Here is a 20,972-nt window from a genome sequence, read left to right on the forward strand (position 1 = left end):
CTTCCTTGGTCAACGACACTACCAGTGTCTTGTATTTCATTTAAAAAACTTAACTAAATAATAACCCAGGCCCCATCTAAAACATAGGTGGGGTCTATTTGACGCTTACTTTTCTTCCAGTATCCAAATTGATGATAACTAACCCCATTGTCCTCACACCATTTAGCTTGGGATTGACCACTCGCTTTGTAGTCAGAAATTCTCTGTTCCCATTCTTTACGTAGTTCTAAATTATGGCTTCTGGTCATGAAAAAACCTCCTCAAATATTTATTTGAAGAGATTATCTCAAAGATTCTTCTATTTGAATATGTGGGAGGAGTTTGACGCTTACCTTCCGAATATGGATATAACCGATGAAGCAGCATTAGATAAGTTAATGCCCTGGTCCTCAACATTACCAATGGTTTGTCAAGCCTTCCAGAAGAAGTAACTAAAGCATAACAAATCCCCATCTAGACGTGTAGGTGGGGATTATTTTACGCTTACTTACATAAAATTATGAGTTAGCGAAACAAAAGCACCCAGAACGCTGGACACGTTCAACTAGAGACTGGAGTGCACATGATTCGGTGGCATTAAATCCTATGAAAGAAAAAACAGAAAAGGATGAAACAAAATAGCCTCACTACAACTAAGCTTGAAACTACCCTTTTCCTTCTCATCAAGCGAAGCGCGGTAGTAACCCCTAAAGTTCTTACACTAGCAAACAAGTGAAATGCGACAACTATCTTGACAAACACCGGGGTATCATAAAACTTACTATACTAGTACTATTCCAATTAATCTCTACTAAATAAATCTCTAGTATAGACTTTCTCTTTCACATCTTCCAAATCACTAGAAAATCTATTAGCAACGATAACATCAGAGATTTTTTTAAACTCATCAAAGTCATTAATGACTCTAGAATTAAAGAAAGTCTCTTCCTGCAATGCAGGTTCATAAACAACAACTTCAATACCTTTTGCTTTAATACGTTTCATAACACCTTGTATAGCTGATTGTCGGAAGTTATCAGAGTCCATTTTCATGGTTAAGCGATAAATTCCAACAACTTTAGGGTTCTGTTTAATAATCATGTCTGCTACATGATCTTTTCTTGTTCTATTAGCATCAACAATTGCAGTCATGATATTGTTAGGTACATCTTCATAATTAGCTAACAGCTGTTTTGTATCTTTAGGTAAACAATAACCACCATATCCAAAAGAAGGATTATTATAATGTGTTCCGATTCTTGGATCTAAGCCAACCCCATCAATGATTTGCTTGGCATCTAATCCTCTTACTTCTGCATAGGAATCAAGTTCGTTAAAGAACGCTACTCTCATTGCTAAATATGTGTTAGCAAATAGTTTAATAGCTTCTGCTTCGGTTGAATTTGTAAAATGGACGTCAATATTTTCTTTTTTAGCACCTTGTACCAATAAGTCTGCAAATACTTTTGCTCTTTCTGATTGTTCTCCTATTACGATACGAGATGGATATAAGTTATCATAAAGTGCTTTACCTTCTCTTAAAAATTCAGGTGAGAAGATGATATTATCAGTTTCAAACTTTTCCTTTATTTTCTCTGTATAGCCAACTGGAACAGTAGATTTAATGACCATTATAGCATCTGGATTAATTGATAGTACATTAGCAATTACTGCTTCTACTGTTCTAGTATTAAAATAGTTTTTTTCTGAATCGTAGTTTGTTGGTGTTGATATAATTACATATTCAGCATCTTTAAATGCCATGTAATTGTCTGTTGTTGCTGTTAAATTTAAATTTTTTGTAGCTAAATATTCCTCGATTTCATTATCAATTATCGGAGACTTTTTTATATTGATTAAATTTACTTTTTCTTGAATGATATCGAGAGCAATAACTTCATTTTGTTGAGCTAATAGAATTGCATTAGATAAACCTACATAACCTGTGCCTGCTACAGTTATTTTCATTTGGCTATCCTCACTTTTTATGAAAATTAGTACATTCAAAAATAATTATATAAATTATTGATTCATTTTTTACAATTTATAAATACTTGTAATCAAATACACCCAATAAATTCACATATTCTAGCAAAATGTACTATAAAATAATTCCTCTTATTTTTTTATTAATTTATATACACCTCTTTTTATTTTACGTACTGATTTTATTAATATTGAGGGAGTAATTAATTTATCATATTCTTTTATTTTAGGGTTCATATAATCTATAAAAACATTGAAATTATTTACTTTAAGAGCCTCTTTATATGCTTTAAAACTCTCTTGAGAAAGTGAAGTTCTTTTTTCATATATCACTTTTCGTTTTGAACTGATTTTATTACTTGCCTCCACTCTTTTTTTAGGTCTCCATTCTTTATTCTGATCTTTAAGATACAAACGATAGGATAATCCCTGTCTTCTATGACGAAAACCACCTGCTTGTGATTCGTACACCATTCGAGCACTAATTTCCTCTACGTGTATCTTGTCCATATTATCATCAAAGATTTTTTTTATTATTGGATTTCTTATAACAATTACGTTCGTACCCAAGCTGTCCTTCGAATATTTTGGTAGCCATGCATCTCCAACAGTAACATCAGCTGTTTCTGCTAATACATCATCACAAAATTCACAAGCATTATATTTAAATAAACCGTGTCCCCAATTTCCCACATATAGTTCTCTTCTTGGAGCACTATAGTTTATATTATTACCATCCTGTTTTCCTTTAACTTCTACACCATAATCATTCGCATATTGTCCATTTAATTTTTTCCTGAAATCTATATCTGTTAATTTATCAGGTTCAATTCCTAATTGCCATCCCATAGATTTAGCAAACATATCACTTTTCAAATGCCCACAAACCAAGCCGATTGTATATTTAATTCTCTCTTTTATAATAAAATCCTTATCAGCTAATAATCTAATTGATTTTATAAAACAAGGTATTCCTATTAAAGCATATCTACCTTTATTTTCTTTTACAAATTTTATTACTTTAGACATCTCTATTGGATAATATTTTGATTTAGCTCCATTGTATAACTGTTCCTCACTATATGAGACTTGATATTCAAATAATGCTTCCCCTTGTCCATTTGATGCCTTAACATGAATAATCCCATCAACTAACTTGTTTTCTAATAATTGCTTTGCAATCCAATTTCCCATGCCACCAGAACTTCCCTTTTCTCTAAATTCCCCTTCCTTCACATACCCTGCATAGTTTTTCAAATAATATCCAGTGAATTCGTTATATTTACTGCCTTCTACTTTTCCGAATTTTTCCTTACCAATTTCTGTTTCATTTTTACTATCAGAAAACGGACAAACCGTTAATACATTAATATCTGTATCTTGATTTTGTATATCCCCATTTAAAACGGGACTATATTTACCATTTTGATCTAATTGCATTTTAAATGGAGAGCCTTTTATACTCGCACATATTCCACAACCAATACAATAATCATTATCAATAACTTTATCCTTTAGGTCATTTATATCTTGATTCAAAAATCACACACCCTCACTGATTATCATCATAAATATTATTTTCTACTTTTTAATGTAGCTAGGCTTCTTTTTCTCGTAATTTGTTGGACGAGGTGTTTCTCATAATTATTTAATCCCAAAAACCACAATAGAATAAAATAGATAAATGAATATAAGACTATATTTATTATTAAATTGTAGTGAAAATACAGATTAATTCCATATCCCAAAATTAGAGAAATACATACTGGCAATAAAATGTGCAGTATATTTTTCCAGAATAAAGGAATGTTTAGCCCAATTTTCCTGTGATAAAATATATTCATAATCAAAGCATTGCCTATTAAATAAGAAATACCTGTTCCAAATGCCGTACCGATACCACCATATATTTTTGATAAGGGAATAGTTATTATAATATTAAATATTGCTATACAGATTAAAATAACCGATCTAAATCCCTGCATATTTTTCGCCTGTAAAATTGATAAACATATATTTTGAATTAAGGGAATAGTTATTGGAATCATAATGAACAATACCATATAATACGCGCTAACATAATCATTCCCAGCCCATAATCCAATGAATTGGTACCCAAATAAAATAAATCCGGTTAATATATATGACATTATTACAAATTGGATTCTACTATATTTAACCAAAAAAGCAGTTAAAGCTTCATTACTAGAGTTCTTCGCTACCATAATTGATATTTTCGGTAAAAACAATCCGCTTAATGAGGTCGAGAATTGCAAATATAATTTAATAAATTGTATGGCAATTGCAAATATCGCAACCATGGATGTTCCCTTAACCGAACCTAAAATAAGTTGCCCTGTATTCCAATTTACTTGATCTACTATAATTCCTAGAAAAATAAAGAAAGAGTACCCTATTATTTCTTTTAATAGCTTAAAATCCATTTTTCCAAAATAAAATTTCACCTGCAGAATTTTAAAGCTATAATAAACATTAAATAACAGACATAAAATATTAATAACTGTAGAAACAATTACCATAGTAATAGATCCAAAGTTATAAAATAGAAAGGGCAGTGTGATAAGAGGAATACTCAAAGTACGTATAATTGCAACAATTTTTACTATTCCAAATCTCTCATATGCTTGCATAACTGATCCAAATATAGAAAGTGGAAAAGATAGTGCAAAATTAAAAGTAAGTATTATGACCATTATTTTTGCTTTTTCTATTTCTAGTTGTGTCAAACTCTGACCAAAAATATTATCTAATGCACGAAGAATAATCAGACCAACTAGGATAGTCAGAATTCCAATTACAGTATATATTATAAAAAACATCCCATTAAGCTTTGATTCTGAATCCTTATTTCCAATTGCTCTATTCCTAGCAGTGAATCTTATAATTGCATTCCCTAGCCCCAAATCCATAATACTTAAATATGCAGATAAGGAACCTATCATAGAATATAATCCGTACTCAGATTGCCCCAATAATTTTAACATTACTGGGGTATACAAAAGAGCAATTAAAATTGATATTATTACTGACGCATATGAAAGTATTGCTCCTATTTTCAACTGGTTCACTTTTAATACACTTCTCTTTCAGGAATATCAAAAAACAATTATTTTCAACAAAAGTGAGAAACATAATGTTTTATAAATTTACATTTAAATCAAACTATATTTTTTATTTAACTTGAAGTGATTCTTTTAAAAAATCAATAGCCCTTTTCCGTTCGTTTTCTAATATAGATTTTGTATGAGTATAATCAATTTTAAAAATTTCTTCGTTTGTAATATTTCGAATTGTTCTTGATTCAAGTTTAAAAGTAGACAATAATGTATCTATTCTTGAATTCATAGATAATACTGTACCTTCTCTTGGAAAAACAATAAATGGGGTTTCTAACAATATAGAAAAGACAACACCATGAAATGAATTAGTACAAAAAACACTCGCAGAATTAATAAAGTCAACAAATTCACTAGGTCCTGCTATAAAAGTTTCTTTATCTTTTACATCTGCTAAGTTAATTATTTCAAGGTTGTTGTTTTCTGCTATTTCCCTAATTAATTGTTTATTTTTTTTTGACTGAACACCTAAAAAGTACGTAAGTAAGTAATTTTTATTAATTGGTCTAGTTTTTGATTTTTTTGAAATCGATAGCCACTTTTCTTTTGTTAGCATCATAGTAGGATCAACCAATACTGTAGCATCCTTTTTAGTTAATTTACTTACTATTTCAGCTCCAGCTTGCTCTCTTACAGAAATTTTATTCATTTCTGAAATTAACCTTGTGTATTCTTGAATAAATTCTTTTGGTATATCTGACACTCCAAAACTTGCTGCATAAGAAATTCTCTTTTCACTAGGTGCAAATGTTAAAAAATCAATTGTAGAAAATCGTCTATCTGAAAATGTTGGATTCCAAACTTGATCACTACCAGTAATGAAATAATCATAATTATTTCCTAAGTCATTAGGAATAGATGCTGCTGTTATAAAATAATCTGTTTCCTGAATGTAACTATTTGTGAATTCCTTAAATGCATTCAATCTTTCTGGCTTCATAGCTTTAGCTCTTCTATTATATAAATACTTTTTGAGCTTAGTATTGAATTTTAACGATATTTCACTTGGAGACAACCCCCTTATATTTTTTATTTTATCTAAAGAAGACATTTTGTTATTTCTGTTTGTTTTATGAATTACTGTTTCTACTGAAAAACCTAAAGACTTCAAGACTTCTTGAGAAGCATAGTTTTGCAATCTATTTCCATAATTATCATAATCATTAATTGTTAATATTGCGATTTTTTTCATATTAACTCCTTTCTAAACCCCTTCTAAATTAACTCTTGCATTTTATAATTCCATTTTTTAAAAATAACTTCTTCCTTAAATTCTTGAGTTCTTTTTAAGCCCTTTTTCTGAAAAGCCTTTCTTTTCTCTGGATCCTCTAAAAGCATATTTAGCTCTTGAATAAATTCTTGAATATTATTTTGTTCAATTAAAATACCATATTCTCCATTTTTCAAAATATCTCTAGGACCAGAATTATTAAAACTAATTATAGGTAAACCGAAAGTCATTGCTTCAGTTATTACTAAGCCAAATCCTTCCCATCTAGATGTAGATATGAAAACTGAACCTGATAGATATAACTCACTCAATTCTCTAGTATTAAGATTTCCTTTTAAAATAACTATATCTTCCAATTTATTCAATTTAATCATTTTTTTAAACTTATTTTTATCTGGACCATCTCCAGCAATTAAAATTCTCCAGCCATTTTTTATATTCTTGGCAATTTCAATCAAATGATCTAGTCCCTTTTGCCTAATTAATAACCGACTAACAAATATAATATATTTACTTTCTATATTACTAAGTTTATTCTCTTCATTTTTTATAGTTATCGGATTATATATGCAAACTGAGTTTTTATTTATATTACTAAACTGTTTTTCATCATTCTCGGATAGACAAATTACTACATCAGCTTGTTTCACTCCTGAAATATAATCATTTTTATAAGCTTTATAATATTCTTGCATATATATATCAAATTCATTATGTTGCCATGCAATAATTTTTAGATTAGGAATCTCTTTTTTAAATGCAGGAATAAGGGCTGTAAGTCTTCCTTGATTCATAATTAGTATATCAGGTCTGGACTTTCTCAAGTAATTTACTAAATCGTTTGTTGGTTCTTTTAAAATAGAATTTAGGTTATAAGTTTTTTTTATTAAGTGATACCTATATTTTAATATTTTTTCAAAAACCTTAATTCTAAGTTTACGTTTTTTTACTATCTTTGGAATGCCTATTTCTTCATTAACTTTATAATAAAATGCGTTTTCTCCTGAGAAATCTATTAGTGAAACTTTATTTCCATTATTTTGGAGCGTGTTTGCCAATTCAGTAGTAACCCTTTCAACTCCTCCAACACTAAAAGATTCATTTATAATACAAATATTCATACGGTACTCCTTTTTCCCAACTTAAATTTATTTCATTAATAAAATTTAAAATAATTACATAAAAGTTTATTATGATTTTAGTGAACAAAATTTATGCCGAAAATTTTGTTCTAACTGATTGATTTCCCTGTACCTTATTTAAGCAGAATTAAGTAACTTCTTTTTCCTTTTATTCATTCTTAAAACTTAACCAGATACCCATATTTCTTACAAAATAGTCATACTTCTATAACGTACTTCCAATATATTAGTTTGTGTTCGGTGTTTTAAATATAATTACACTTTAATGTTGAATCATTTCAATGAATTAAACGTTTTATGCAATTTATTTAAAGTATTTAAACTGAAAGTTATTTTTAACCATATCACTATTAATTGTTTTAAATTTATTATCTTATATCTCGATGCCTTAAATAATAATTGATACGCTTCAAATTTTTTTCCACTTCTCCCCATAAATGGTGCAACAACTTTGACCATAAATGCTAGTTCACAAACTTTAGATATTTTATTTTGACTAGAAATCCATTTAATCGAATCAATATATTTATTCTCATTACTCATTCTATCTTTCCTATATTCTATATTCCATATAGATAATGGTTTATTTACAAATATAATTTTAGCATTATATTCTTGCAATCTATTACAAAAATCCCAATCTTGATGTCTTTTTAAATGTTCATTAAAAAGAACCTTCTTAGCTAACGATCTATGAATCATAATAGTACTAGTTTGCATAACTCCATCTTCTAAAAAAAGATAGTCTAATACATTTTCATCTTTTTGAATTCCCCTTTTTGGCATCACAATTTTTGATGCCCCTCTATTTGCGATTAAAGATGTATAGCTTACTATATCCTCTCTATTTGGGTAAGTATTCATAATATGTGATATTTGTTCTTCTAATTTTGTCGGTTTCCATTCGTCATCAGAATCTAAAAAAGCAATATACTCACCACTACTTTTTAAAATACCTGTATTCCTTGCCTTTGAACCATTCATATTATATTCATGTTTAATAAATTTAACTCTATTATTCTTAATATTTTTTATTACATTTTCTGTATCATCTATTGAAGCATCATCTACTACGATTACTTCATAATTTTTATAAGTTTGAGCAAAAACACTATCTAACGTTCTTAATATTATACTAGCCCTATTATACGTTGGAATAACTACACTAATAAGAGGAGTATATTGATTATTCATAAAATCACCTTTTCACTAAATTACGTTTAACTAAATTAGTTTGTATCATATAAAATTAAAATTATATTTGTTTGTTTAATAAAATCTCTATAAAGTATATATTTTGTTACCTATTTAAAGTTTAAAAGGTCATTTTATTTTTATATATACTTAATATCGCAATCATTATAGGTACTAATACCAATTCATGCCTTAAAAAAGAACCTAAATCCGGTTCAAAAGTAGCCTGCGTTAATAAAAATCCTAATCCTAGTGAATAGAAAAATTTTATAGTATTTTCTAATCTTCTATTATTGATAATTGTCTTTTTATAAATCTTTACAAATAACACTATATTAAAAAAATTCCAAATTACAAATACAAAGCTTAATATAGATAAACTACTCAACACAGAAAATGGAAAAATTAAATTCGCTACTATAATAATCCAATTTAAAAAATCAGTTATGCCTCCTGTATTAATAAACGTATTAGAAAACATAGTAGTAGCATCTACCGATCCATCTCTAAATGCATTAACCCCAACCCTATTATCGCTTAGCGGAGTACTAAATACATTCACCATTAAAAAGAACATTAAATATACAAATATTGTTATACAAGAACGGATTTTTAAATTTTTTAATATCTTTACATTTTTTACATTAAATACAAGAATATAATTAATCGAAGTAAAAACCAGCAATATAAACCAATATTGTCTATGATATAACGCATAGATACTCATTATTAAAAAAATAATAAATAATCTTTTTTTACTTACATCCTTCTTATATACAAAAAGGACTATAAAAGACATAATTATAAAAGGAATAATATCCTTACATAATTGTCCTAAATAAATGGGAATAGGGATATTCCAGACAAATAAAGATACAATAGTTAGGTAATTTAATTTTTTATTCAATTTTAAAAATATTGAAACAAAACATATATATGCTAGTAAGTAGATTGTGATTTTTTGGAATATAGTATTTTTAATTAAAGCAATTCCAGTAAATATATAAAAATTCGCAATATTAGTATAAGATTCAAAAAATTCTAATTTAACGTCATCAGATTCTTGTAAGTTTACAATGAATCTTTCAATGGTTATAGCATCATAAAAATATTTACTAGGTAATATAGAACTTCCACTTACAACAATTAAAATCCCTTGTAAAAAAAGTAATACAGCTATAAATATTCCAAAATATAAAGTTTTTTCACTTTGTATTCTATATCTATTCATGAGTTTTTCCTTTCTCTTATTCTTTCCTTTAGAATAGTATTTATCATATATTACAAAGTGTCATAGTAATAATAATTCTTGTTTTAGCTTATACTTTTTTAAAAAAGTGAATAATAAATCATGCTTTATTATTTATATTTAATGAAAGAACAAAATACATCATTTTGTTCTTTTTTTAATTAATTATTATCATATAATACTAGTAATTTCCTCATCATTTGATCAACGCTAAATTTTTCTTTATAAAATTGATATGAACTTTTAGCCAATTTCTCATATAGTTCAGAATTTAAAATAATACTATTCAAATACTCAATAGCCGTTGAGAAATTTTCAAAATCATATAAATAACCATTTTCACCATTTTCAACTAAATCAGTATGACCTACGACATTACTTAAGATAAGAGGCAATTTATACGACATTGCTTCAACAACAGAAAATGGTAAACCTTCATACTCTGAAGTTGATAAATAAATATCAGCCTTATTAAATAATATATTTTTTTCTTTCACAAATCCGATAAACTTAATTTTTTTTTCTAATTTATTTTGTTTTACTTTTTCTCTTATATCATTTAAATACTTTCCATTACCAGCCCAAATAAACTGAATATTATCATTTTTACTCACGATGGGTATTGCAATTTCTAAAAACTTATAGGGGTCTTTTTGATCATCTACTCTTGCCAAATTAACAACAGTAAATATGTTTCTCTCATCATATTCATCTGACTTTTTGGGTTCAGTTACTCCATTGAAAATAACAATTGATTTATCTTTGCTTACTAAATTAAACTTAAGTGCCTCTTCTTCCTCACTTTTGGAAACATGTATAACCGTTTCACAAATATTATTAATCTTTTTTTCTATTCTTCTAGTAATATATTTTAACAACTTATTCATTGATTTTAATGAGTAATAACCATGAGGAGTGTAAATATAAGAAACATTCTTATTAAAAAATGAATATAAATATATTAGTAAACCTGAAAAAGTGCTATTTGCATGAATAATATCAATCTTATTATCCCTTACATATTTATTTAAGTTTTTTAATGCTTTATACAATTTAATAGGAGACATACCAAATGATAAATTGTCATCAACTTGATAATTTTTATTAATATTAATATCATTTTCTAATCTTTTAGAACTAATAAGAATATTAAAATTATATGCCGGAAATTCCATTTTGTTTTCCACGATAACATCAATATAAGTTTTAACTCCTCCGCCATAAGCCTCACAAAGTAACAATATGTTCTTCAATTCTTTCCTCCTTATTAAAATTTAAAGAAGTAGATTATTAATAATTAAAATAAATAATTTAATATGCATCTTTAGATCCAAATAATATAGTAATTGTTTTAATAATTATTTTTAAATCAATTACTATATTTCTTTTGGAAATATACTCCAAATCCAACTCAACCATTTCTGAAAATCCAACGTTACTTCTTCCATTCACTTGCCATAATCCTGTACAACCGGGTACAACTAATAACCGTTGATTATCATAATTACTATATTCAGCAACCTCTCTTGGAAGTGGAGGTCTTGGTCCAACTAAACTCATATCACCTTTTAAAACATTAAACAATTGAGGTAACTCATCAAGGCTAGTTTTTCTAATAAACTTTCCAACTTTTGTTACCCGAGGATCATCCTTCATCTTAAACATCGCCCCAGAAACCTCGTTCAAAGCCAATAACTCTTTCAAACGATCTTCTGCATCAGATGCCATCGACCGAAACTTATACATATAAAACTCTTTCCCATCTTTCCCAACTCTCAATTGCTTAAAGAAGACCTTCCCCTTTGGATCTTCAAATTTGATCAATAGCGCAATGATAACAAAAAGTATACTTAGCACAACCAACCCACAGAACGAACCAATGATGTCTATCGCTCTTTTCATTACAAGGTAACTACGAGCTGTATTTACAGATACATTCTTTTTCTTTTCCAAATACAGAGATTGATCCTTATAAAACTCAGACATCACCATACCACCTATCTTCCCTTATTTTTTCTGTCTCTCTCTATGTAACTATCAGATAACTAACGATAAAATATAATCACTAGTACATTTTATCGTTAGTTATCTAGTAAACTTTCCTATTAAAATATCCCCAAAAACTTCTTTCTCTGTATCCGTTCAGGAATTTCCTTCATCACATTCTTATCTTCCAAAAGCAACTCTGCATTCTCTTTAAAAAGATAAACATAATCCACTCCAAAGTTCTCTTCCACCATATCTAATCCTTCCATCATCTTAAAACTACGATTATGGACATTATGCGCATCCGAAGCCAAAAAATGCGTCAAATTACTCTCAATCAACTGCTCCGAAAACTTCTTAACATTCTTCCCGAAATAACCAGCCACACTAGAAGCCGTCACTTGCGTCAACGCCCCATTTTTCACAAACTGATAAAGAAGATCAGGTTTCTCCTGCAATTCTTTATTTCTCTCTGGATGAACAATGATGGGAATGATTCCCTCTGTTTGCAGTTCATACAGTAATCTCTCTGCATATCTTGGAACAGAGGAAGAAGGAAACTCAATGAAAAGGTATTTTGTATGATTAAGTGTTAGAATCTCTTCCTTATAATAGTCTTCTAACACCTCACCATAAATTCTTACTTCCTGTCCAGGAAGTATCGTAAGAGGAATATTTTCTTGTTTTAAAACGGTGTTTAAGTCATTTACCTTTGTAAGGATAGAAGATTTCGGATTGATAAACTGGTTATTCTTATGATGAGGTGTAGCAATAATCGTTGTTATTCCTTCTTGAACAGCCGCTCTTGCCATCACTAAGCTATCTTCTATTGTCGCTGCCCCATCATCAATCCCAGGTAATATATGACAGTGAATATCAATCATCACGCTACACCTCTCTATTTTTAGTAATCTATTATTATTTCCCTATAACACTTCAAAAATAGTAACATTGAACTACTGATTCGTAAATAGCGAAGATTGTCGAATCTTGTCTACTTACTTGTTAATTTGTTCCATAGTAATAATAGTCACCTTTTTTGTCCGCTTTTTTATTATTTAGGACAACTCCTAATATTTTCCCAGAAGTCGCTGAAAGCTTTTCTTTCGTTTTCACAACTGCTTCTTTATCCGTTTTTCCACTACTAACTACTAATATACTTCCATGACAATGATTAGCGAGCACTTGTGCATCTGTAACGGCTAATACTGGTGGTGTATCAAATAGGACAATATCAAACTCCTCTAGAGCTCTCTCTAAGAAATGATTCATTGCACGGGAACCCAATAGCTCAGAAGGATTTGGTGGGATCGGACCACTAGGTAAAACATACAGATTTTTCTCTTCATTTTCATGAACAGCTTCCATTAAGCCTAATTGATTCGTTAAAACGGATGTTAATCCAGATGAATTATTCAAGTTAAATGTGTAATGAACAGTTGGTTTACGTAAATCAGCATCAACAAGCAGAACTGTTTTTCCTTGTTGAGCAAAAACAATCGCTAAGTTGGCTGTCGTTGTCGATTTTCCTTCTCCTGGTCCAGAAGATGTCACTAAGATAGAACGTATCTCTTCATCAATACTTGAATAAAGAATGTTTGTACGGATTGTTCTGTATTGCTCAGAAATAGGAGATTTCGGATCATACTTTGCAATAAGTTTTCTTCTATTTAATGCTAAACCGCCTTTTTTGCTTCTCTTACTTGCTGCCAAGTAAATCCCCCCTACTTCTTCCTTTTTGAGCCCCTCTTAACTTCGCTTCATGGCTTTCATCAATGGTTGTAATAGCACCTAATACCGGTAACCCTAGCAATTTCTCAATATCCTGTTCTGTTTTCAGGGTATTATCTAAGTATTCTAGTAAGAATGCTAAGCCGATCCCTATCATTAACCCTACTACCGCTGCGATCGCAATATTTAATGGTGGATTTGGACTGATTGGTGCTTGATTTTCTTGATCCTCTGCAAGTGGCAATACTGTCACATTGTCAATGGACATAATATTTTTAATTTCTTTTTCGAACACTTCTGCCGTTTTATTGGCAATTTGCAAAGCTACTGTTGGATCAGCATCCGTAACAGATAGAGTCATTACCTGCGAATTTTGCGCACTTTCCACAGTAATCTTACTATTCAATTCTGAAACACTCATATCTAAATTCAATTCTTCTTTTACAATATTTAAGATAGCCGCACTTTTTAGAATCACACTATATGTGCTAATCATTTGCACGTTTGCCTGTACTTCACCTGAATTAATGACAGCTGATGATTCCTCTTTCTTTTGGTTGACAAGAATTTGTGTTGAAGATTTATACTCCGGTGTAATAATGAAATAACTTACTATCCCACTTACAATCATTGCGATTAAAGTGATGGAGATAATAAGGGCAAATCGTTTCTTAAGTGTGTCGAATAATTCTTTTAGACTAATCGTTTCTTCCATGACTTCCTCCTAGAAAAAGATAAAAACTAAAAATATTATATCATATATCATTGCATATATTGTCATTTCTTGTCATAATTTTAATAGATTTGAATTACTACGTTTATTACTATACCAATTAATTGACATTTTTCCTATCTCTTTTTTATAAAAGGGAGAAGTTACCTACATACCTGTAAATTATCGGTATACTTAAATGAAACGATTATACTGAATTCCTGGAGGTTGAAATGAAAGCAGCTATTCTATCTATTCTTTCTATTGTTCTTGTTGTGGTTCTTATTATTGGAAATATTCATTGGAATATTCGAGGAGATAGTCCTTTATCACCGATTCACGATACACACGATTCAACGGTTTCCCAAGAAAAAAGTTCTAATTCAGAGAGCTACTTTAGCCTTGATTACTATATGGGCTTTGCTAAATCTTGGCCAGAACAAGCGCAACAAGTATTAGAAGCGAAACTATCAGACAAAAAGGTGTTTCATATTTTACTAGTTGGCTCAGATGCCATTGGCGATGAAAAGCTTGGTTTACTTACTCCTTTAAAAGAAGCATTAGCCAGTAAATACAATGAATATGTAACAATTGAGCGTATCGTTTATGACGGAACTACATCGGATTATGTAAGTGATGAAGCATATGAAGCTTTAATTGATAAAAAGCCTGATATGGTTATCTTTGAACCATTCTTATTGCATGATAACAATGTCGTGAATATTTCCACTACATTAACAAACATCAATGAAGTAATCAAAGAAACCAAAGAATCATTACCTGATGTTACGTTCGTTTTAATGCCAGCACACCCATTATATGATGCCAGTCTCTATCCTATGCAAGTTAGTGACCTAGAGAAATATGCCGAAGCTGAAGAAATTCCCTATTGGAACCATTGGGAAGCTTGGCCAGATCGTAAGGATAAAAAGGTTGAAGATTATTACAAGGAACTAGATGGCGATAAAACGATTGCGAATGAACAAGGGTTTGAAGTTTGGAGCGAGTATTTAGCTGATAAGCTTATCTCCGAGTAGTATCATCATTCGTTCTTTAATTATATATATCGATTCCTTACTAAGCGAGTAGTTACTCGCTTTTTTTTATTCATTTGTTTATATAACAACACGACTTTTTAACATTTTATATGGAAGCGTTATTTTATTTCTTCTATTATATATATTCTTTTTTCCATATTAAATTTATTTATGTCCACCCTCAGACTAAAATGGAAATAGAACATACTAAGAGGTGTTTAAGGGTTAGAAAAATTCGACTAATTATTTCAAAATAGAAATTTGGACAAATAAAAAAGATGCATCTCCCTGTTCGAAATAAGGAGATGCATCTTTATAATTAGTTAAATGGAAGAATAGGATAACTTTGAACATCAATATGTAGGCAGGAGTAAAATTTTTTATCATCGTTTATACGTCTTCCTGTTTAAATTCATCACTGATTAATTGATCCACCGTTATTCCTAATCTCTCCGCCACTTTTTCCAAAAACTGAAGAGATGGATTATTTTGTATACCTCTGTCTAGATTACTTAAATAGGTTTTGGATACTCCCGCTTCCTTTGCTAATCTGGAAATGGAATAACCCTTTCGTAACCGCAAATATTTAATTCTTTCCCCAATCATTGACTCTCCTCTTCTCCTTATTTATTATTTTTATCAGCCCTTCTTTTTTTAATGTAAGTAAGAATGAGTGTACTTGATTTTGGCATTCTTCTTGTGTTACATCATATTTGTCTAGTAGCTTGTTCACTAACTTTTCTATTGTAATGGGCTCCTTTATTATTCCCCAAATATCTCCGCCGATTACTCCTAGGTTATAGTATTTACTATTTGCTACACTTAGCATTACCTTTTCACCATTCATGTCACTTACTATTTGACCTGGTGTCTGCTCCACTGTACTGGTCATTTCAATAGTTATTTTTGTTTTACTCACTATTATTACCTCCATTAACCGTATGTAAAATCCATTCTGCTATATCATTTGCTGTAAAGCGTGATTCTGGCCTGATAATCTGAAATATTTTAATGGAATTTGCTAGTTTAGATGTAGTGGAAAAATGCCAGGGTAGTAAATCTAAAGGTTGAAGAAATATATTACGAAAGGTGTGAATATAAAGAGTTTGTAGTCTCTCTAAATTTAATACCTCTTTGTATTTTATCTCCTGTCTTCTTTCCTTTTTTAGTTCAAAAACTCCTGCTAATGGAAGAGAGCTATTCTCAAATTGAAAGGAAATAGGTACACTATATTTTTCTTCTCTATATGCAATTGTTTGATAGTTATCGACGTTCATATCAAAACTTTTTAGACTTTCCAGCCATAATTTCTGGTTTGGATATGAAGGCATAACTATAGATTCATTTGCTGTTGTTTCCCTTAGGGGAATAATGTCATCACTTATTAATTTATAGCCTCTTTCCATAAATGCTCTTGCTAAGGTTGATTTTCCAGCACCACATTCTCCCACTATCGCATAAGCTTTCCCATTAACATTGATAGCGCTACCATGCAAAGGAAGAATTCTTCTTTGCATAAGGAGTGCTCCCATGCAAGTACCTAACAAATAAAGACGAATTTCATCTTGCTTATTATTCGCTAATGGAGTGATATAGATATACCTCCCCTTCTCTATCAAAAAGATGGCAATGTTTGGCGCATAGAATAATACAGATTCTTTATCAAATACGAAATGGCTATTAGGAGTGGAAGTGGCTAACCATTGTTCTTGTAAATCTTTTTTTAAAATAAATATGTCTGGTTTTGATCGATTATCTATTTGTTTACTTAATTCCGGTAGATGAAATTCACTATAAATAGTAGAGCCAAATGCGAAATAATGATAGATAGTTTGGATAGTCGTCATAGGTCCCCCCACTTCTCCCTATTTCTATGTAGTAGAAAAGCCTCTACCTTCTAAATAATAGTCAGTGAGGCTTACATCATAAATTGAATTTAATATCGATGGATGGTGTTTATTAACTCCAGCCTAGATCACCCCATGCAGTTCCAGCTGGATACGTATTATCTAACGAGTTGTTATCAAATGTGCTAGCCATTGTTTTACTAACTTCTAATACTTCTAACTTAGGTGCTTTCCATTCTAATTTCTCCATTATATATTCACCTCCTTTCAGGACATTTTCTTCATAAAGCGAAATAGAATTATACTCCTCATTAATATTCGTATATCTGCATCCACTGCAAAATCTGTTCTAACTCCCGATTTTGCTTTATTCCAACCTTTTAATACTGCTTCTTTGTTCATATATGACCAAATCTCTTTATCCTTTAGCATAGCTTGTGCTTCTTGTAGGAATGAACTCCATTGAGGAATCATTCTGTGGACCCAATCTGTTCCCTGCACACCCCTTACTTGTTGATTTAAGCGGACTTTGTCTGGAAGATAGCCCTTTGTTGCTCTCCGAATAAGCCCTCTATCCATCCCATTTTGAACATATTGATCTTCCGGTATGGATAGACAATAACGGATAACTCGCAAATCATTTGTTGGATCGCGACTGATTATTCCATACTTTAAAGACAGCTTTCCAGAAAATGTATTAGTAGCATTCCAATGAAACAAGTCATCGAAATGTCTTTTTCTATGTTCATATGCGTTATTGCTCAAAAACCAGCCTGTTTCGCTTATTCCAAATAATCGCATACGGTCATAAACTCCCATTTTCTCTGCAAATTCTGGATGAACAAGCGGAGAAACGCCATTAGTAATCGCTTTATTTTTACTAAGAAGAGATGGAGGGAGTATTTCCTTTATTACCATGTTTGCAACTCTTCTTCTTGGTCGTTTAATCAGTCTACTATAACTAGTAATCTCTTGATAAAGCTTTAGCCAATTAAGCTGTTTTAATAATCTTGGAAAGTAATCCTGTGCTGATCCCCAAGAAATAGATAAATTCCCTCTATTACCATTTAATAAAATACCAATATCCTGTTTTTTTGCCTCTTCATAAATTCCATTGATCCAAAAAGTATTTTCAAAAAATTTATAAGGCATTTCCAAGGTATCCAAAAATGTATCGATGTCTGAATAGGAATCTTTTCCTGCAAAATCTAAATAATGATTGTCTATCCCTCCAATGAAATCCACCGTTTCTTTAATAAATGGTGTCTCATTGGACAGTAGACTCTTCGGCACGAATGGTTGAAAATCCTTAGGCGGTATATAGCTATATGTTGTTAAGGTACCATTCGACTTTTCTTTTAACTTATTGGCAGCAATACTTACCACTGATCCAGAATCCAATCCCCCACTCAATTGGGATCCAACTTTCTTAAAGGTACGTAATCTTGCTTCAATAGCTGTTTGATACACATCCATAAATGCATCGACATAGTCTTGGCTATTCTTGTATCTTATTGGTTGTATTTCTTGACTTAGTTGACTATACCTAAATTGTTTCAGATAACCACCTTCAACCATTAAATAATGAGATGGTGGTAATTGTGCTATTGCTTTATAAGGTGTAATTGCGACATTCGCTACATCCACAGCAGCAGAAATAGCTAAATACTCTACCAGCCATTCCTCGTTTAGTTCTTTTCTCACATTTGGTAGATTTAATAAAGGCTCCATTGTTGTTGAAAAGGAAAAACGCCCATCTTGATCGTTATAGTAAAGGGTTCGACTACCAGAAAAATCCCTTGCTGCAAAAAGCCTCTGTTTTGTTTTATCCCAAATAACAAAGGCAAAATCACCAATCAAATACTTAGGTGTTTCTTCTTGCCATTTTTCGTAGGCAAGGAGTATGAGCTGACTATCTGTAACATCTTTCCTATCATGAGCATCTATTTTTAATTTACTTATTAGTTCCGTTCTATTATCAATAATTGCGTCTGCGGTAATGACTAATTGTCTTTTCGGATCATAATAAGGAAGTTTTTCACCAATCGATTCAGGGGTAATCCATTGAGCATGGCATCCCATAAATATATGATCCATTGTAAAAACCTGAATATCATCAGCAGGAAATTGCTGGAACCCACTCATCATTAAATGAATATGTTCATCTGATACATGTTCATTTTTTTTATTATAAATACCAGCAATTGCACTCATTTTTTATCTCCATCCTATTATTTTTTCTCTATTAAGAACGTAATGATTATAAAAAAAGCCTTTGTAACAAAATAGTTCTTAATAAAGAACATATCATGTTTTTTATTACTATTCAACAAGAAAAATAGCGTTTTTGCTATTTTTTTTACTTAACGGTCATTTCCTTGATTATTTCTTCCCATTCAAAAGAAAAACGATAGATATCTTCTTCCACTAATTCACTGCCTGTTTGAACTTCAATGATTTCCATTGTGCTTGTCGCCCTTAAAGCATGTTTTGTACCTAAGGGAATATGGATAACATCTCCTGCACGAATATGTCGGAGTTGATCATCGATAACTAGGACTCCTTCTCCTTTAATCACTGTCCACACTTCGCTTCGTTTATAATGAACCTGATAACTGAGATTTTTTGCCGTATCTACACATATTCTCTTTGTTAACACTTCATTCCCTTCCTTATACTTCGTATGCTCTAAAACTTTATACCAGCCCCACCTTCTTTCTTCATACATGGGGCGTTCTTCTAGATCTTTTAATATTTCTTTCACTTTTGGACTAGATTCTTTTTCTGTTACAAGAATACCATCTGGACTAGCAGCTACCACTACATTATCCAGACCAATTAATGTAATAGGGATATCCAGTTCATTTACAATATGGGAATTTATTAATCCATTACTGACATATCCTCTTCCATTAATTGAATCTCTCATTTCTTCTGTTAATGTATTCCATGTCCCCAAGTCTTTCCAATATCCTTCATAACTTAAAGCGATGATTTTGTTTGCCTTTTCTACTACTTCATAGTCAAAACTATTTTTGGACAGCAAATGGTATTGATTTAGTAATTGTTCATAATGGATAGGCATTCCTTTTTCCATCAATGTATTGAGGATAAATTCCAAACGGAAAGCAAAAACACCACAATTCCATAGTGCTTGATCTTCCATTAATTCTTTAGCCACTTTTTCGGACGGCTTTTCTTTAAAGGAATCCACATGCATATAGTCACTTCTTTTATCTCCAGATGGAACGATATACCCGTATTTTTCTGATGGATAAGTTGGTTTTACACCTAGTAATGCAAGTTCTGCCTCACTCTCCCTTAATCGATCTTCCATCTCTCTAATTTTTGTGAAAAATTGATCTTCTACATATGGATCCACTGGAAGCATAACCACTACCTCATTTGGACTGCAACCTTTAATGGAATATAGATATACAGCAGCTAATGCAATGGCTGGAAAGGTATCTCTTCTTTCTGGTTCCACCACGATAGGGATATCATAACCTAACTGGGTGTGAATCATTTCTACTTGTGATTTACTGGTGGCTATAAGAGAGTCTTCTACGAGATTATTTTTAGCAAGCTGCCCCCATACTCTTTGAACCATGGATTCCTTTTCTCCATCCTCATTTGATAATACTTTGAGAAACTGTTTGGAGCGAGCATCGTTTGATAATGGCCATAGGCGTTTTCCTGAACCACCTGATAATAGGACTAGTTTCACTATATTCCCCCCCT

General features: G+C 30.8%; 20 protein-coding genes. 1 reads left to right on the forward strand and 19 read right to left on the reverse strand.

Annotated features, from left to right (window positions below; translation table 11 throughout):
* Window positions 1-53 precede the first annotated feature (53 nt).
* The 13 genes from tnpA to ACTQ5K_RS17310 form a co-directional block, all read right to left on the reverse strand.
* Complete coding sequence (gene tnpA / locus ACTQ5K_RS17250; protein WP_441994101.1) at window positions 54-248, reverse strand: IS66 family insertion sequence element accessory protein TnpA; 195 nt, start codon at window positions 246-248, stop codon at window positions 54-56.
* A 532-nt stretch (window positions 249-780) separates the two neighbouring features.
* Entirely contained in the window at window positions 781-1,947 is a 1,167-nt protein-coding gene (locus ACTQ5K_RS17255; RefSeq protein ID WP_441994102.1) for a nucleotide sugar dehydrogenase, read from the reverse strand.
* Window positions 1,948-2,097: 150 nt separating this feature from the next.
* The gene (locus ACTQ5K_RS17260) at window positions 2,098-3,504 is read right to left on the reverse strand and encodes a Coenzyme F420 hydrogenase/dehydrogenase, beta subunit C-terminal domain (RefSeq protein ID WP_441994103.1); all 1,407 of its coding nucleotides are present in this window, start codon (window positions 3,502-3,504) and stop codon (window positions 2,098-2,100) included.
* Window positions 3,505-3,539: 35 nt separating this feature from the next.
* Window positions 3,540-5,054, reverse strand: coding sequence for an oligosaccharide flippase family protein (locus ACTQ5K_RS17265; RefSeq protein WP_441994104.1), 1,515 nt, complete (start codon window positions 5,052-5,054; stop codon window positions 3,540-3,542).
* A 103-nt stretch (window positions 5,055-5,157) separates the two neighbouring features.
* Window positions 5,158-6,294, reverse strand: a complete 1,137-nt coding sequence (locus ACTQ5K_RS17270) for a polysaccharide pyruvyl transferase family protein (protein WP_441994105.1) — start codon at window positions 6,292-6,294, stop codon at window positions 5,158-5,160.
* A gap of 23 nt (window positions 6,295-6,317) precedes the next feature.
* Window positions 6,318-7,454 (reverse strand): glycosyltransferase, encoded by a 1,137-nt coding sequence (locus ACTQ5K_RS17275; RefSeq protein ID WP_441994106.1) that lies wholly within the window; start codon window positions 7,452-7,454, stop codon window positions 6,318-6,320.
* A 294-nt stretch (window positions 7,455-7,748) separates the two neighbouring features.
* Window positions 7,749-8,669 (reverse strand): glycosyltransferase family 2 protein, encoded by a 921-nt coding sequence (locus ACTQ5K_RS17280; RefSeq protein ID WP_441994107.1) that lies wholly within the window; start codon window positions 8,667-8,669, stop codon window positions 7,749-7,751.
* 121 nt (window positions 8,670-8,790) lie between these two features.
* Window positions 8,791-9,900, reverse strand: a complete 1,110-nt coding sequence (locus tag ACTQ5K_RS17285) for a hypothetical protein (protein WP_441994108.1) — start codon at window positions 9,898-9,900, stop codon at window positions 8,791-8,793.
* Window positions 9,901-10,079: 179 nt separating this feature from the next.
* The gene (locus ACTQ5K_RS17290; protein WP_441994109.1) at window positions 10,080-11,171 is read right to left on the reverse strand and encodes a glycosyltransferase; all 1,092 of its coding nucleotides are present in this window, start codon (window positions 11,169-11,171) and stop codon (window positions 10,080-10,082) included.
* 58 nt (window positions 11,172-11,229) lie between these two features.
* The gene (locus tag ACTQ5K_RS17295) at window positions 11,230-11,904 is read right to left on the reverse strand and encodes a sugar transferase (protein ID WP_441994110.1); all 675 of its coding nucleotides are present in this window, start codon (window positions 11,902-11,904) and stop codon (window positions 11,230-11,232) included.
* A 119-nt stretch (window positions 11,905-12,023) separates the two neighbouring features.
* A complete protein-coding gene (locus ACTQ5K_RS17300; RefSeq protein WP_441994111.1) occupies window positions 12,024-12,788 on the reverse strand; it encodes a tyrosine-protein phosphatase in 765 nt (254 codons plus the stop codon).
* Window positions 12,789-12,909: 121 nt separating this feature from the next.
* The gene (locus ACTQ5K_RS17305; RefSeq protein ID WP_441994112.1) at window positions 12,910-13,617 is read right to left on the reverse strand and encodes a CpsD/CapB family tyrosine-protein kinase; all 708 of its coding nucleotides are present in this window, start codon (window positions 13,615-13,617) and stop codon (window positions 12,910-12,912) included.
* The gene (locus ACTQ5K_RS17310) at window positions 13,604-14,350 is read right to left on the reverse strand and encodes a YveK family protein (protein WP_441994113.1); all 747 of its coding nucleotides are present in this window, start codon (window positions 14,348-14,350) and stop codon (window positions 13,604-13,606) included. The genes ACTQ5K_RS17305 and ACTQ5K_RS17310 overlap by 14 nt, the downstream gene beginning before the upstream one ends.
* 230 nt (window positions 14,351-14,580) lie before the next feature.
* Here ACTQ5K_RS17310 and ACTQ5K_RS17315 point away from each other — a divergent pair, with 230 nt between their 5' ends.
* Window positions 14,581-15,384, forward strand: coding sequence for a hypothetical protein (locus tag ACTQ5K_RS17315; RefSeq protein WP_441994114.1), 804 nt, complete (start codon window positions 14,581-14,583; stop codon window positions 15,382-15,384).
* A gap of 390 nt (window positions 15,385-15,774) precedes the next feature.
* Here the strand turns inward: ACTQ5K_RS17315 and ACTQ5K_RS17320 are convergent, their stop codons facing one another.
* The 6 genes from ACTQ5K_RS17320 to ACTQ5K_RS17345 form a co-directional block, all read right to left on the reverse strand.
* Window positions 15,775-15,990 (reverse strand): helix-turn-helix domain-containing protein, encoded by a 216-nt coding sequence (locus ACTQ5K_RS17320; RefSeq protein ID WP_441994115.1) that lies wholly within the window; start codon window positions 15,988-15,990, stop codon window positions 15,775-15,777.
* On the reverse strand, window positions 15,971-16,309 hold the full coding sequence (locus ACTQ5K_RS17325; protein ID WP_171510366.1) for a lasso peptide biosynthesis PqqD family chaperone: 339 nt from the start codon (window positions 16,307-16,309) through the stop codon (window positions 15,971-15,973). The genes ACTQ5K_RS17320 and ACTQ5K_RS17325 overlap by 20 nt, the downstream gene beginning before the upstream one ends.
* Window positions 16,296-17,231, reverse strand: coding sequence for an aldolase (locus ACTQ5K_RS17330; RefSeq protein ID WP_441994116.1), 936 nt, complete (start codon window positions 17,229-17,231; stop codon window positions 16,296-16,298). The genes ACTQ5K_RS17325 and ACTQ5K_RS17330 overlap by 14 nt, the downstream gene beginning before the upstream one ends.
* A gap of 112 nt (window positions 17,232-17,343) precedes the next feature.
* The gene (locus ACTQ5K_RS17335; RefSeq protein ID WP_441994117.1) at window positions 17,344-17,481 is read right to left on the reverse strand and encodes a paeninodin family lasso peptide; all 138 of its coding nucleotides are present in this window, start codon (window positions 17,479-17,481) and stop codon (window positions 17,344-17,346) included.
* A gap of 17 nt (window positions 17,482-17,498) precedes the next feature.
* Window positions 17,499-19,445 carry an asparagine synthase-related protein gene (locus tag ACTQ5K_RS17340; protein WP_441994118.1) on the reverse strand — a complete coding sequence of 649 codons (1,947 nt, stop codon included), beginning with the start codon at window positions 19,443-19,445 and terminating at the stop codon, window positions 17,499-17,501.
* Window positions 19,446-19,590: 145 nt separating this feature from the next.
* Complete coding sequence (locus tag ACTQ5K_RS17345) at window positions 19,591-20,958, reverse strand: sugar phosphate nucleotidyltransferase (protein WP_441994119.1); 1,368 nt, start codon at window positions 20,956-20,958, stop codon at window positions 19,591-19,593.
* Window positions 20,959-20,972 lie beyond the last annotated feature (14 nt).

Origin of the sequence: Niallia sp. Sow4_A1 (assembly GCF_052116745.1) — a bacterium.
Taxonomy (GTDB): Bacteria; Bacillota; Bacilli; order Bacillales; family Cytobacillaceae; genus Niallia; species Niallia hominis.